This is a genomic window from Oceanicola granulosus HTCC2516 (genome assembly GCF_000153305.1).
In the GTDB taxonomy this organism is placed as follows: Bacteria; Pseudomonadota; Alphaproteobacteria; order Rhodobacterales; family Rhodobacteraceae; genus Oceanicola; species Oceanicola granulosus.
Genome location: NZ_CH724107.1, coordinates 1,829,764 through 1,843,625, shown reverse-complemented (window position 1 = coordinate 1,843,625; position 13,862 = coordinate 1,829,764). Strand labels below are relative to the sequence as shown.

The following is a 13,862-nucleotide window of genomic DNA, read 5'->3' as shown; positions in this document are numbered from 1 at the left end:
TGCAAATATCCCCGCCGGAGGCGGCCGACGGGATCAGGCGGGGCTGCGGTTGGGGTGGTCGAGGGTCGGGACGAGGTCGAGCCAGTCGCGGTAGGGGGAGGTCTGGGAGCGGTCGTAGAGGGTGCGCAGGGCGGCGAGGGGGCGGTCGGCGTGGTCGATGCGCAGGGTGAGCGGGGCCATGTCGCGGCCGGTGACGAGCAGCGCCGCCGAGAGCAGGCCGCGGCTGTCGCCGCCGGCGGCGTCGGCGGCCTCCAGCGCGGCGAGGAGGCGTTCGGGGTGGGGGCCGGTGGCGGCGAGGTAGCCCTCGAGGCAGGCGTCGAGCACCGCCTCGGAGGCGAGCATGTTGCCGCTGACCACCACGTCGGGCGCGGTGCGGGCGGCGGCGGCGGGGATGCTCTCGGCGCCGGTGAAGTGGCCGGTGCCGCCCTGTGGGTCGAGCGCGGCGAGCTGGCGGTGGGCGGCGCCGGTGTCGGCGCTGGTGAGGCGGGCGACGGCCTCGGCGGCGGGGGTGCCGGCGCGCATCAGGGCGAGCGCCCCGGTGCCCCAGAGGGTCGAGGGGGCGGAGCCCTGCGCGGCGGACAGGCCCGATTCGGCGTCGCCGCGCAGCACCCAGCCGCCGACGCAGAGCGATCCGGTGCACGCCGCGCCGCCGTAGGTGCCTGTTTTTGCATCGAAGGTGAGGATCGAGATGGTCACGAGGCCGCCTTTCGCCGAAGTCCGGCCTTGAATTTAAACCGGAACTTTGTCCTGATGCAATTTATCATGATCAATAGGCGGCAAGCCTAGACAGCGGAGGTACCACCCCATGACCCTTCTTCACTGGACCCGCCGCGCGGCACTCGCCGCCGGCATGGCCTCGGCCCTCGCGCTCGGCGCGGGCGCTCCGGCGGCGGCGCAGACCCCGCCCGGCGTGCTCATCGTCGGGCAGATCGCCGAGCCCAAGGCGCTGGACCCGGCCGCGGTGACCGCGGTGAACGATTTCCGCATCCTGATGAACGTCTACGACGGGCTGGTGCGCTATGCCGACGGCACCCTCGAGGTGGAGCCGGCGCTGGCGACGGACTGGGAGATCAGCGACGACGGCACCGAGTACACCTTCACCCTGCGCGAGGGGGTGAGCTTCCACGACGGCAGCCCGTTCAACGCCGAGGCGGTGGTGTTCAACTTCGAGCGGATGCTCGACGAGGACCACCCCTACCACGACACCGGCCCGTTCCCGCTGGCCTTCTTCTTCTCTGCGGTCGACAGCGTCGAGGCGGTGGACGACATGACGGTGAAGTTCACCCTGAACGAGCCCTACGCGCCGTTCCTGTCGAACCTCGCCTACCCGACCGGGCTGATCGTCTCGCCCGCCGCCGTCGAGGAGCACGGGGCCGAGTTCGGCCGCAACCCCTCGGGGACGGGGCCGTTCACCTTCGTGGAGTGGCGCTCCAACGAGGCGGTCGTGATCGAGCGCAACCCCGATTACTGGGACGGGGCGCCCGAGCTCGAGGCGGTCGTGTTCCGCCCGATCACCGACGCCAACACCCGCACCGCCGAGATGCTCGCGGGCGGGATCGACCTGATGGTCGAGGTGCCGCCGGTGGCGCTGTCGGAGTTCGAGGGCGAGCAGTTCACCATCCACGAGCAGGCCGGGCCGCACGTGTGGTTCCTGATCCTCAACACCAAGGAAGGCCCGTTCGCCGACAAGCTGGTGCGGCAGGCGGCGAACTACGCCGTCGACAAGCGGGCGCTGGTGGAGGACGTGCTCGAGGGCACCGCCGAGATCGCCGCCGGGCCGATCCCGCCGGCCTTCGCCTGGGCCTACGACGACAGCCTCGAGCCCTACCCGCACGATCCCGAGCGCGCCCGCGAGCTGCTCGCGGAGGCGGGCGTGGAGAACCCCGAGGTGACCTTCTACGTCACCGAGGGCGGCTCGGGCATGCTGGACCCGGTGGCGATGGGCACCGCGATCCAGGCGGATCTCGAGGAGGTCGGCTTCGACGTCAGCATCGAGACCTACGAGTGGAACACCTTCCTCGGCGAGGTGAACCCGGGCCTCGAGGGCAAGGCCGACATGGCCGAGATGGCGTGGATGACGAACGATCCCGACACGCTGCCCTTCCTGACCCTGCGCACCGAGGCCTGGCCCGACGCGGGCGGCTTCAACTCGGGCTACTACTCCAACCCCGAGGTGGACGAACTGCTCGAGGCGGCGCGCGTGGCGACCGACCAGGACGAGCGCGCCGAGCTCTACAAGCAGGTGCAGCAGATCGTGCAGGAGGACGCGCCGTGGGTGTTCGTCGCGAACTGGAAGCAGAACGCGGTGACGGGCGCCAGCGTGGAGAACTTCGCGCTGCAGCCGTCGTTCTTCCTGCTGCTCGACGACGTCGTGAAGGAGTGAGGGGCTTCGGGCCGCGTGGCGGCCCGACCCGCCGGGGGGCGCTGCCCCCCGGACCCCCCGGGATATTTCGAGGACAGAGGTTGCCGGGGGCGGCGCGCGCGGAGGCGATGGGGGAGCGATGGGCAGCTATATCCTGAGACGGCTGGTGTCGGCGATCCCGGTGCTGTTCGGGATCACGGTGATCGTCTTCGCGATCATGGCGCTGATCCCCGGCGATCCGGCGACGGCGATCCTCGGCTCCTACGCGACGCCGGAGAACGTCGAGAAGCTGAACCGCGACCTCGGGCTCGATCGGCCGGCGGTGGCCCGGTACTTCATCTGGCTCGGCAACATGCTGACCGGCGATTTCGGCACCTCCTTCTCGCTCAACCGGCCGGTGCTGGACGAGATCCTCGAGCGGTTCGGGGCGACCCTGATCCTCGCGGGCACGTCGTTCGTGCTGTGCGCGCTGTTCGGGGTGCTGGCGGGGGTGGTGTCGGCGGCGAACCAGTACGGCTGGGCGGACAAGGCGATCACCTTCGCGGTGCTGCTCGGGATCTCGATCCCGTCGTTCTTCCTCGGGATGCTGATGATACTCGCCTTCGCCGTCGAGCGGCGGTGGTTCCCGGTGTCGGGGATGTACGCGATCTACGGCGGCGGCGGCCTCGGCGACCTGCTGCGCCACCTGGTGATGCCGGCCACGGCGCTGGCGGTGGTGGCGACGGGGGTGGTGGCGCGGCTGTCGCGCTCGGCGATGCTGGAGGTGCTGCGGCAGGATTTCATCCGCACCGCGCGGGCCAAGGGGGTCCATGAGCGGCGGGTGATCTGGCGGCACGCGCTGCGGGCGGCGATGGTGTCGATCATCCCGGTGCTGGGCATCCAGGCCGGGTTCGTGCTGTCGGGGGCGGTCTATATCGAGATCGTGTTCCAGTGGCCCGGGGTGGGGCGGATGCTGGTCGACGCGATCCTGACGCGCGACATCCTGCTGGTGCAGGGCGGGGTGGTGTTCGTGGCCGCCTGCTACGTGCTGTTCAATATCGTGGTGGACGTGGCGCAGAGCCTGCTCGATCCGAGGATCAAGACGTGAGGCGCTTCCTCGCCCTGCTCGCGCGCAACCGGCTGGCGCTGCTGGGGCTGGTGGTGATGGGGCTGGTGGTGCTGCTGGCGCTGGTGACGCCGTGGCTGCCGCTGAAGCCGCCGAACGTGACCAACACGTCGGACAAGTTCCTGCCGCCCTTCTCGGAGGGCGCGCTGCTCGGCACCGACCATCTGGGGCGGGACCTGCTGTCGCGGCTGCTCTGGGGCACGCGGCTGTCGCTGGCGGTGGGCTTCGCCGCCGCCGCCATCGCCGCCACGCTGGGCGCGGCGATCGGGGTGGTCGCGGGCTATTACGGCGGAAGGGTCGACAACGTCGTCATGCGCGGCGTCGACATGCTGATGGCGTTTCCCTACATCCTGCTCGCGCTCGCCATCGTGGCCGCGCTGGGGCCGGGGCTGTTCAACGCGCTGATCGCGGTGGCGGCGGTCAACATCCCCTTCTTCGCGCGCAACATCCGGGGCGTCACGGTCGGGATCGCGCACAAGGAGTTCGTGGACGCGGCGCGGCTGTCGGGGCTGTCGGACGCGCGCATCATCGTCTCGGAGGTGCTGCCCAACGTGGTGCCGGTGATCGTGATCGCGATGTCGACCACGGTAGGCTGGATGATCCTCGAAACGGCCGGCCTCAGCTTCCTCGGGCTCGGCAGCCAGCCGCCGCAGGCCGATCTCGGCTCGATGCTGGGCGAGGCGCGCTCGGCGCACATCACGCAGCCGCACACCTCGGTGGTGCCCGGCGTGATGATCCTGATCATCGTCATGGCGATCAACCTGCTCGGCGACGGGGTGCGCGACGCGCTCGACCCGCGGCTGCGCTCGGGCGCGCTGAGCCGGCCGATGGCGGCGACGCAGGTGGCGCGCGATCACGTGCCGCCGGAGCCGCGCGCCGAGGGGGTGCTGACGCTGACCGACCTCGAGACGCAGTTCCACGTGGGCAAGCGGACCTTCCGGGCGGTGAACGGGGTGTCGCTGCACGTCGCGCCGGGGGAGTGCCTCGGGCTGATCGGGGAGAGCGGGTCGGGCAAGTCGGTGACGGCGCTGTCGGTGATGGGGCTGGTCGCCTCGCCGCCGGGTGTGATCACCGGCGGGTCGGCGCAATACAAGGGCCAGGAGCTGATCGGGGCGCGCTACGGCAAGCTGCGCCAGCTGCGCGGGGACCGGGTGAGCTACATCTTCCAGGACCCGCTGGCGACGCTGCACCCGCTCTACAAGGTCGGCGACCAGCTGATCGAGGCGATCCGGGTGCATCACCCCGTCGGCCGCCGCGCGGCGCGGGAGCGGGCGCTGGGGCTGTTGCGCGACGTGCGCATCCCGAACCCGGAGAGCCGGATCGACGCCTATCCGCACGAGATGTCGGGGGGCATGCGCCAGCGGGTCGGGATCGCGATGGCGCTGGCCAACGACCCGGACGTCATCATCGCCGACGAGCCGACGACGGCGCTCGACGTGACGGTGCAGGCGCAGATCCTGTCGGTGCTGTCGGACCTGCGGCGCGAGCGGGGGCTGGCGATCGTGTTCATCACCCACGATTTCGGCGTCGTCGCGCAGCTCTGCGACCGGGCGGCGGTGATGTATGCCGGGCGGATCGTCGAGCAGGGGACGACGGAGCAGATCCTGAACCACCCGCGCCACCCCTACACGGCGCTCCTGATGAAGTGCGTCCCCGAGCTGGGCGCCGGGCGGCGGCGGCTCGAGGCGATCCCCGGCCTGCCGCCGGCGGTGGACCGGCTGCCGGAGGGCTGCGCCTTCGCCGACCGTTGCCCGAAGGTGCAGCCAGACTGCCGCGCGGGCGAGATCGTGCTGCGCCAGGTGGGCGATCACGCGGCGCGCTGCCTGCATCCGGTGGAGCGGGCCCGAGAGGAGGCCGCGCAATGACCCTCGCGCTCAGGCTCGTGGATCTCGCCAAGACGTTCCCCGTCGGCAAGCGCCTGTTCGGCAAGCCGAAGGGGAAGGTGCGGGCGGTGCATCCGGTGACGCTCGACGTCGAGCGGGGCGAGACGCTCGGCATCGTGGGCGAATCCGGCTGCGGCAAGTCCACGCTGGCGCGGATGCTGGTGGGGCTGCTCGAGCCGACGCAGGGCCACGTGGAGATCGAGGGCGCGGCGCTCGACACCGCCGATCCGGCGCTGTTCGGCAAGCGCATCCAGTACGTCTTCCAGGACCCGATCTCGTCGCTGAACCCGAGGAAGACGATCCGGCAGATCATGGAGGCGCCGCTCAGGCGGCTGCACGGGATGAAGGCGACGGAGCGACAGGCGCGCATCCGCGAGATCTTCGACAGCGTGAACCTGCGCGAGGAGTTCCTCGACCGCTACCCGCACGAATTCTCCGGCGGGCAGGCGCAGCGGATCGGCATCGCGCGGGCGCTCGCGGCGCAGGCGTCGATCCTGGTGCTCGACGAGCCGGTCTCGGCGCTCGACGTGTCGGTGCAGGCGCAGGTGCTCAACCTGCTGGCCGACCTGAAGGGGGAGTACGGGCTGACCTACCTGTTCATCTCGCACGACCTCGCCGTGGTGGAGGCCGTCTGCGACCGGATCGCGGTGCTGTATTTCGGGGCGGTGGTCGAGCTGGGCCGCGCCGAGGACGTGTTCCGCGCGCCGCTCCACCCCTACACCCGGCTGCTGGCCGAGAGCGCGCCGGTGGTGGGCCGGCCGCTCACCGCGCCCGAGGCGAAGGAGACCGAGCTGCCCGATCCGCTCAACCCGCCCTCGGGCTGCGCCTTCCGCACCCGCTGCCCGCGCGCCACCGAGCGCTGCGCGGCGGAGGTGCCGACGCTGGAGACGGCGAAGTCAAACCATCAAAAAGCAGCCTGCTTCCACCCGCTCTCCGACTGACATGTCTCCACGAGAGATGTATGTCGCCTGACATGGCTTGTGTCTCCGCCAATCATGTTTACGCTCATATGCCGACCGAGGAGAGGGTTGTGACCACGGCACTCCGCCCCACATTGCGCGCGCGGCTGCGCGAGGGCACGCAGGCGCGCCACCGGAAGCTGGACGATGCGCTGAGTGCCTACGACATCCGCACGCCCGGAGGTCTGGCCGCGTTCCTGTCGGTGCACGAGGCGGCGTTCTCGCGCATCGGCCCGGGCGCGGGCGTGTCGGGGCGGGTGCTGCCCGACCTGCTGCAGCGGCTGCGCGCCGATCTCGTGGTGCTCGGCGCCGCCCATTGCGCCGCCTGCGACCCGGCCGCCGCGACGCCGGCCCGGCGGCGGCACCCGGTCGCGGTCGACTACGTCACGCTCGGCTCGCGGCTCGGCTCCAAGGTGCTGCGCCGGCGCTGGGCGACGAGCCCCGACCCGCTGGTGCAGCGGGCTTCGGCCTATTTCACCGCACCCGGCTATCTGGACGAGTGGCGCCGCTTCTGCGATGCCGCCGAGACCGCGCCCGCGGACGATGCGGACGCCGAGCTGGCCGTCGCCGACGCCAACGGCATCTTCGACGTCTTCCTCGAAACCCTGAGCTGACGGACCGACGACCAGATGACGAGCCCAGAGACCGCCGCGGCCTACGAGGTCACCCTCGAGAACTGCGCCCGCGAGCCGATCCACGTGCTCGGCCGGATCCAGCCGTTCGGGTGCCTGATCGCCGTGTCCAAGGACTGGATCATCGGCCACGCCTCGGCCAACACCGACGACATCCTCGACCTCGCGCCCGAGCGTCTCGTCGGCGCGCCGTTCGCCGATTTCTTCCCCGGCCAGTCGATCCACGACCTGCGCAGCAAGATGCAGCTGCTCGCCCACGACGACCAGCCGGCGCGGGTGTTCCGCTTCGACCTGTTCGAGGACGGCCGGCTGTTCGATATCGCCATCCACGGCAGCGGCCGGCACTTCGTGTTCGAGTTCGAGCCCAAGAGCTCGTCGGAGTTCCGCGACGACCTGGCGCTGGTGCAGCCGCTGATCGCCCGCGTGCGCCGCCGCGAGGACATCGTCGGCGCCGCCACCGAGGCGGCGCGCTGTCTCAAGGCGATGACCGGGCTCGACCGGGTGATGGTCTACCGCTTCGAGGAGGATGACAGCGGCACCGTCATCGCCGAGGCCCGCGAACCGAAGCTCGAGCCGTTCCTGCACCTGCGCTACCCGGCCAGCGACATCCCCGCCCAGGCCCGCGAGCTCTACCGGCGCAACACCTTCCGCATCATCGCCGACGTCGACGGCGAGGTGCACCCGATCGTCCCCGAGCTCGGCCCCGACGGCCGCCCGCTCGACCTGTCCTTCGCCGTGACGCGCGCCGTCTCGCCGATCCACCTCGAGTACCTGCGCAACATGGGCGTGCGGGCGTCGCTGTCGGTGTCGATCCTGCGCCGGGGCAAGCTCTGGGGCCTGTTCGCCTGCCACCACGGCGAGCCGTTCTACGTCGATTACGAGCTGCGCACCGCGGTGGAGCTGTTCGGGCAGCTGTTCTCCTACGAGCTCGCCCGCCTGGAAACCGACGCCGAACTCGCCGACGTCGAGAAGGCGCGGCGGCTGCACGACAACCTGATGAGCCAGGTCTCGGGCGGCATGGACCTGCTGCAATCGTTCGACCGGGTCGCCGACGAGATCGACGAGGTGATCCCCTTCGACGGCATCGCGATCTACACCGGCGGGCGCTACATCGCCCGCGGCGCGGCGCCGACGGAGGAGGAGTTCCGGCCGCTGGCCCGCTTCCTGAACACCGCCGAGAACAGCCGCATCTTCCACACCGACCGGATCGGCGCGCGCTATCCCGACGCGAGCGACTTCTCCGATCGCGTCGCCGGGGTGCTGGCGCTGCCCGTGTCGCGCGCGCCGCGCGACTACATCGTGCTGTTCCGCCACGAGGTGGCGCAGTCGGTCAAGTGGGCGGGCCGGCCGGAGAAGTCCCTCGAGGTCGGCCCCGACGGCCCGCGCCTGACGCCGCGCAAGAGCTTCGAGGCCTGGCAGGAGGTCGTCACCGGCCAGTCGATGCCCTGGAAGGCGAGCGAGCTGCGCGCCGCGGAGTCGCTGCGCATCACGTTGCTCGAGGTGGTGCTGAAGCTGTCGGACGAGGCCAACGCCAACGAGCTGCGCGCCCGCGAGCAGCAGGAGCTGCTGATCGCCGAGCTCAACCACCGGGTCCGCAACATCCTCAACCTGATCCGCGGCCTCGTCAGCCAGGGCCGCCGCGACGCCGGCTCCGTCGACGACTACGCCGCGATCCTCGACAGCCGCATCCACTCGCTCGCCCGCGCCCACGATCAGCTCACCGAGCGCGATTGGGGCTGGATGTCGCTGAAGGCGCTGATCGACAACGAGGTCAACGCCTACCTCGGCGGCGACGGCGAGCGGGTGCGGGTCGACGGCGCCGACGTCGAGCTGTCGCCGACCGGCTTCACGACGCTGGCGCTGGTGATGCACGAACTGGTCACGAACTCCGCCAAGTACGGCGCGCTGAGCGGCGACGCGGGGCTGGTGACGATCGATCTCGGCTGGGAGGGCGACGACTTCACCCTCGCCTGGCGCGAGAGCGGCGGGCCGGCCGTCGTCGCGCCGACGCGGCAGGGCTTCGGCACCACGATCATCGAGCGCTCGATCCCGTTCGAGCTGAAGGGCACGGCCCGCACCCGTTACGAGGCGGGCGGGCTCGAGGCCGACTTCTCCATCCCCGCCGCCCATGTCCGCCCCGGCAGCGGCGCGCCGGGGGCGGCGGGCGCGCCGGCGCCGCGCCCGGGGCACGCCGGCCGTGCCCGCATCGAGGGCAGGGCGCTGGTGCTCGACGACAACATGATCATCGCGATGGACGCCGCCGACATGCTCACCGCGCTGGGCGCGCGCCAGGTCCACGTCGCCTCGTCGGTGGGCGAGGCGCACCAGCTGCTCGACGGCCACGACATCGTCTTCGCGCTGCTCGACGTGAACCTCGGCGCGGAGACCTCGCTGTCGGTGGCGGAGCGCTGCAAGGCCGACGGGGTCCACGCGGTGCTGGCCACGGGCTACGGCGCCAGTGGCGAGCGGATCGCCGAGTTCCCGGCGATGCCGGTGCTCAAGAAGCCCTACACGATCGACCACGTCGCGGTGGCCATCGAGGGTTTCGCCGACGGCGACGGCTAGACCTCTACCGGCTCGATCAGGTCGGGGCCGCGGGCGCGGTTGGAGTTGACCGCGCGGTCGACCCGGTGGAAGCGCAGCAGCTCCTCGTGCGCCGCCACCATCAGCCGCGCCGCCCCGTGGCCCGCCTCGCCCAGCCAGAGCGGCCAGTCGTCCGGCTCGAGGATCACCGGCATGCGGTTGTGGATGCGGCCCATGGAGGTGTTGGCGGAGGTGGTGACGACAGCGCAGGTGGTCAGCGTCTCGCCGTCGCGGCTCCAGTCCTGCCAGACCGCGGCGAAGGCCATGGGCGCGCCGTCGGCGCGGGTGATGTACCACGGGTAGCGAACGCCCTCGGCGTCCTTGGTCCACTCGTAGAAGCCGCTCGCCGGGATCAGCGCCCGCCGCTCCTTCGCCGCCGCCCGGAACGCCGGCTTCTCCGCGATCGTCTCGGCGCGCGCGTTGATCAGCAGCGGCCCGCCGTTCGGCGCCTTGTACCAGGCGGGCAACAGGCCCCAGCGCATCGGCCGCAGCCGCCGCGCGCCGCCGTCGCTGGTGACGACGTGCACCGGGTCGGTCGGGCAGACGTTGTAGTTGGGCACCTCGGGCAGGTCGTTGCCCGGCGCCGCCTCGAACATCTGCGCCATGGCGTCGTGGGGGAGGGTTATGGCCATGCGTCCGCACATGGGTCATAATCTGGTCCGTCCGAAGCCCCTTGTCGAGCCGCCGCCCATGCACCTCCTCCGTCCCGTCGCCCTCGCTCTCCTCCTCGCGGCCTGCAGCACCGGCCCCGACCTCGTGCCGCTGGGCACCTCCGCCGGCGTCGGCCGGGCCGAGACGCTGTACCGCACCGAGCTGGTCGGCCGCTACTCGCCCTCGCCGGTCTGCGCCGGGCAGGAGATGCAGGTCGAGCTGGCGCCCGAGAGCGTCTATATCGGCGAGACCGGCTGCAACATCGCCGCCACCCGCACGACGGCCGGCGGCGTCGCGCTCGAGCTCGCCCAGTGCCGCGCCGAGGGCGCGCCGGCGCCGAGCCGCACCGTCACCCTGGCGCGCACCGCCAACGGCGCCCTCGCGCTCGACGGCACCAGCCTGCAGCCCTGCTTCGACTGACCCCGGCGCTGCGCCGGCCCGAGCCGGCGGACTTGCATATTTGAAGCCAGATGAAGGCAGGGCCGCGTTAAGGTTAACGGCGCGCCGCCCTGGCTTCATCTGGCCAGAAATATGCACGGCGGGCCGCGATGTGCTCGCGACCCGCCGCAGAAGAGGGCGCTGCCCTCCGTGCGCGCTCCGGCCTTACTCGGCGGCGGAGATGCGCCCGTCGGTGTAGGGCTGGTAGGGCGTGTTCTGCGCCAGGTACTCGGCCGTGACGTCGGCGAGGTCGGGGCCAAAATCGTAGGCGTTCGCCGCGTCGGTGAACATCGAGTAGCCGTCGCCGCCGTTGCGCACGTAGTTGTTCGAGACGGCCATGTAGGTCGCCTCGGGATCGATCGGCTCGCCGCCGACCATCACGTCCGACACGCGGCTGCCGGGCTCGGCGGAGGCGTCGAAGGTGAAGGACATGCCCGCCACCTGCGGGAAGCGGCCGGCGCCTTCCTCGATCTGGCTGACGCCGTTCTCGAGCGCGTCGATCACCGTCTGTCCGGAGACCTCGAAGGTCGACAGCGTGTTCTGGAACGGCAGCACGGTGAGCACTTCGCCCATCGTGATCTCGCCTTCGTCGATCGAGGCGCGCAGGCCGCCGGAATTGGCGATGGCGATCTGCACGCCCTGGTCGGCGACGCGGTCGAGCATGGCGTCGGCGACGAGGTTGCCCATCTCGCACTCCATCGCGCGGCAGACGTCGCGGTTGCCCTCGATCGGCGCGGCGGCCTCGGCGACCACCTCGTTGCGGATCTCGTCGAGCGGCTCGGCCAGCTCGGCGATGCGCGCCACCGACTCCTCGTCCTCGGCGACGGAGGCGTCCATGATGAGCGGTGCGCCGGAGGCCTCGATGACCTTGCCCTCGTCGTCGAAGGTGACGTTCAGCTCGCCGAGGAACTTGCCGTAGGCGTAGGCCTGCACGATGGCGGTGTCGCCGACCATGGTCGGGTAGGACCCCTCGGCCCCCTCCATGTCGCCGAGCAGCGTGTTGGAGTGGCCGCCGACGATGACGTCGACGCCGGTGGTGTTCTCGGCCACCTGCTGGTCCACGCCGTAGCCCGAGTGCGACAGCACGACGATCTTGTCGATGCCCTCTTCGGTCATCCGGTCGACCTCGGCCTGCACGGCGTCGGCGGGTTCGGTGAAGATCACGTTCGGCCCGGGCGAGGCGAGCTCGTGGGTGTCCTCGGGCGTCAGGCCGATCAGGCCGATCTTCTCGCCGCCGACCTCGATCACGGTCGACTTCCGGATCGCGTCCGCCAGCAGCGGCTCCTGGCTGACGTCGGCGTTGGACATCAGCACCGGGAACTCGACGTTCTCGATGAAGCTGCGCAGCACCTCGGGGCCGTCGTCGAACTCGTGGTTGCCCACGGTCATCGCGTCGTAGCCGAGCCTGTTCATGAACTCGGCCGTCATCTCGCCCTTGTAGTAGGTGTAGAACAGCGTGCCCTGGAACTGGTCGCCGCCGTCCACGAGGAGCGTGTTCTCGTTGCGCCCGCGCGCCTCTTCGATGGCGGTGGCGAGCCGCGCCGCGCCGCCGAAGCACTCGCCGGCCTCGTTGTCCTCGGCCGCGCAGGTCGAGTCGTAGGCCGAGATCGGCTCGTAGCGGTCGTGGAAGTCGTTGGTGTGCAGGATGGTGAGGTTGAAGTCGGCCGCCGCCGCGCCGGCGCTGAGGGCCAGCACGCAGGTGGAGGTGAGGATTCGAGCGATCATTCTTGGTTAGCTCCCTGTTCTGATCGGACCACATTGCGGCCGCTCGCGCGCTCTGTCAAAGGCCGCCTCCGCGCGACGTAGCGGGACCGCGTGACAGGGGCGTGACGCCCGCGCCCTTGACCGGCGCGGCAAGGCGGGCCATGCGGAGCCATGCTGATCTACAAGATATTCCGCGCCCCCGAGTGGGACGCGCTCAAGGCCGACGGCAGCACCGAGGGCGCGCCGATCGACCTGGCCGACGGCTACATCCATCTCTCCACCGCCGAGCAGGCGGCCGAGACGGCGGCGAAGCACTTCGACGGGGTCGACGGGCTGTGGCTGATCGCGGTCGACGTGGACAAGCTCGACAACGTCCGCTGGGAGCCATCGCGGGGCGGGGCGCTGTTTCCCCACCTCTACCGGCCGCTGCGCCTCGACGACGTGGTCTGGGCCGAGCCGCTGCCGCTGGTCGACGGCGCGCACGTCTTCCCCGACCGGCTGGCATGAGCCTGATCGAGCGCGCCGGGCTGGCGCTGCTGCACCGGACGGACCCGGAGCGCGCCCACCGGCTGGCGCTCGCGGCGCTGGTGGCCGGGCTGGTGCCGCGCGCCGCGCCGCCGACGTCGGAGCGGCTGGCGACGACGCTGTTCGGGCTCGACCTGCCCAATCCCGTGGGGCTCGCGGCGGGCTTCGACAAGAACTCCACCGCGCTCGGCCCGCTCGCCGCCCGCTCGGGCTTCGGCTTCCTCGAGGTCGGCGCGATCACGCCGCGGCCGCAGCCGGGCAACCCGAAGCCGCGGCTGTTCCGGCTGACGGAGGACCGGGCCGTCATCAACCGCTTCGGCTTCAACAACGACGGCATGGAGGCGATCGGCGCGCGGCTGGCGCGGCGGCCGGCGCAGCGCGTGGGGATCAACCTCGGCGCCAACAAGGACAGCGCGGACCGTGCCGCCGACTATGCCGCCGTGCTGACCCGCTGCGGCCCGCATGCCGACTTCGCGACGGTCAACGTCTCCTCGCCCAACACCGAGCGGCTGCGCGACCTGCAGGGCCGCGCGGCGCTGGCGGCGCTGCTGGCGCGGGTGGGCGAGGCCAACGCGGCGCTGGCGCGGCCGCTGCCGATCCTGCTCAAGATCGCGCCCGACCTCGACGACGCCGCGCTGGCCGACGTCGCGGAGGTGGCGGGCGAGGCGCGGCTCGCGGGGCTGATCGCGACCAACACGACGCTGGCGCGCGACGGGCTGGCGAGCCGCCATGCCGGCGAGGCCGGGGGGCTGTCGGGGCGGCCGCTGTTCGAGCGCTCGACGCGGGTGCTGGCGCGGCTGTCGATGCTGAGCGACCTGCCGTTGATCGGGGTCGGCGGGATCGGCTCGGCGGAGGACGCCTACGCCAAGGTCCGCGCCGGCGCGTCGGCGGTGCAGTTGTACTCGGCGCTGGTCTACGAGGGCCTGGGGCTGGCCGGGCGGATCGCCGAGGGGCTGGACCGGCTTCTGGCGCGGGACGGGTTCGGCAGCGTGCGCGAGGCGGTCGGGATTGGACGCGGGG

General features: G+C 71.4%; 12 protein-coding genes. 9 read left to right on the top strand and 3 right to left on the bottom strand.

The window, feature by feature from the left end; translation table 11 throughout:
- Positions 1–33: 33 nt before the first annotated feature.
- The gene (locus OG2516_RS08790; protein ID WP_007255299.1) at positions 34–696 is read right to left on the bottom strand and encodes a DUF1028 domain-containing protein; all 663 of its coding nucleotides are present in this window, start codon (positions 694–696) and stop codon (positions 34–36) included.
- A 109-nt stretch (positions 697–805) separates the two neighbouring features.
- On the opposite strand from OG2516_RS08790, the gene OG2516_RS08785 reads away from it, so the two are divergent.
- The 6 genes from OG2516_RS08785 to OG2516_RS08760 all read left to right on the top strand — a co-directional run bounded on the left by OG2516_RS08785 (position 806) and on the right by OG2516_RS08760 (position 9,506).
- Entirely contained in the window at positions 806–2,383 is a 1,578-nt protein-coding gene (locus tag OG2516_RS08785) for an ABC transporter substrate-binding protein (protein WP_007255298.1), read from the top strand.
- Positions 2,384–2,501: 118 nt separating this feature from the next.
- On the top strand, positions 2,502–3,449 hold the full coding sequence (locus OG2516_RS08780; RefSeq protein WP_007255297.1) for an ABC transporter permease: 948 nt from the start codon (positions 2,502–2,504) through the stop codon (positions 3,447–3,449).
- Complete coding sequence (locus tag OG2516_RS08775) at positions 3,446–5,332, top strand: dipeptide/oligopeptide/nickel ABC transporter permease/ATP-binding protein (protein ID WP_007255296.1); 1,887 nt, start codon at positions 3,446–3,448, stop codon at positions 5,330–5,332. The genes OG2516_RS08780 and OG2516_RS08775 overlap by 4 nt, the downstream gene beginning before the upstream one ends.
- On the top strand, positions 5,329–6,291 hold the full coding sequence (locus tag OG2516_RS08770) for an ABC transporter ATP-binding protein (protein ID WP_007255295.1): 963 nt from the start codon (positions 5,329–5,331) through the stop codon (positions 6,289–6,291). The genes OG2516_RS08775 and OG2516_RS08770 overlap by 4 nt, the downstream gene beginning before the upstream one ends.
- An 89-nt stretch (positions 6,292–6,380) precedes the next feature.
- Complete coding sequence (locus OG2516_RS18970) at positions 6,381–6,923, top strand: biliverdin-producing heme oxygenase (protein WP_156799302.1); 543 nt, start codon at positions 6,381–6,383, stop codon at positions 6,921–6,923.
- Between the two features lie 15 nt (positions 6,924–6,938).
- Positions 6,939–9,506: an HWE histidine kinase domain-containing protein gene (locus tag OG2516_RS08760; protein WP_007255293.1), complete on the top strand. Its 2,568-nt coding sequence runs from the start codon at positions 6,939–6,941 to the stop codon at positions 9,504–9,506.
- On the opposite strand, the gene OG2516_RS08755 is transcribed toward OG2516_RS08760, so the two are convergent.
- Positions 9,503–10,168, bottom strand: coding sequence for an SOS response-associated peptidase (locus OG2516_RS08755; RefSeq protein WP_040615033.1), 666 nt, complete (start codon positions 10,166–10,168; stop codon positions 9,503–9,505). The two genes, OG2516_RS08760 and OG2516_RS08755, sit on opposite strands and share 4 nt — an antisense overlap.
- Positions 10,169–10,214: 46 nt before the next feature.
- Here OG2516_RS08755 and OG2516_RS08750 point away from each other — a divergent pair, with 46 nt between their 5' ends.
- Positions 10,215–10,595: a hypothetical protein gene (locus OG2516_RS08750; RefSeq protein WP_007255291.1), complete on the top strand. Its 381-nt coding sequence runs from the start codon at positions 10,215–10,217 to the stop codon at positions 10,593–10,595.
- Positions 10,596–10,778: 183 nt separating this feature from the next.
- Here the strand turns inward: OG2516_RS08750 and OG2516_RS08745 are convergent, their stop codons facing one another.
- Positions 10,779–12,338 (bottom strand): bifunctional metallophosphatase/5'-nucleotidase, encoded by a 1,560-nt coding sequence (locus OG2516_RS08745; protein WP_007255290.1) that lies wholly within the window; start codon positions 12,336–12,338, stop codon positions 10,779–10,781.
- Positions 12,339–12,488: 150 nt separating this feature from the next.
- Here OG2516_RS08745 and OG2516_RS08740 point away from each other — a divergent pair, with 150 nt between their 5' ends.
- The gene (locus OG2516_RS08740) at positions 12,489–12,824 is read left to right on the top strand and encodes a DUF952 domain-containing protein (protein ID WP_007255289.1); all 336 of its coding nucleotides are present in this window, start codon (positions 12,489–12,491) and stop codon (positions 12,822–12,824) included.
- Positions 12,821–13,862 (top strand): quinone-dependent dihydroorotate dehydrogenase (locus OG2516_RS08735; RefSeq protein WP_007255288.1); only part of this gene is annotated, 1,042 nt, incomplete at its 3' end. The genes OG2516_RS08740 and OG2516_RS08735, both read left to right, overlap by 4 nt.

Bases quoted from the DNA above. Each gene is read 5' to 3' on its own strand.
- OG2516_RS08780 (WP_007255297.1), top strand. From the start codon at position 2,502: ATGGGCAGCTATATCCTGAGACGGCTGGTGTCGGCGATCCCGGTGCTG.
- OG2516_RS08760 (WP_007255293.1), top strand. From the start codon at position 6,939: ATGACGAGCCCAGAGACCGCCGCGGCCTACGAGGTCACCCTCGAGAAC.
- OG2516_RS08750 (WP_007255291.1), top strand. From the start codon at position 10,215: ATGCACCTCCTCCGTCCCGTCGCCCTCGCTCTCCTCCTCGCGGCCTGC.
- OG2516_RS08740 (WP_007255289.1), top strand. From the start codon at position 12,489: ATGCTGATCTACAAGATATTCCGCGCCCCCGAGTGGGACGCGCTCAAG.
- OG2516_RS08770 (WP_007255295.1), top strand. From the start codon at position 5,329: ATGACCCTCGCGCTCAGGCTCGTGGATCTCGCCAAGACGTTCCCCGTC.
- OG2516_RS08755 (WP_040615033.1), bottom strand. From the start codon at position 10,168: ATGTGCGGACGCATGGCCATAACCCTCCCCCACGACGCCATGGCGCAG.
- OG2516_RS08745 (WP_007255290.1), bottom strand. From the start codon at position 12,338: ATGATCGCTCGAATCCTCACCTCCACCTGCGTGCTGGCCCTCAGCGCC.
- OG2516_RS08785 (WP_007255298.1), top strand. From the start codon at position 806: ATGACCCTTCTTCACTGGACCCGCCGCGCGGCACTCGCCGCCGGCATG.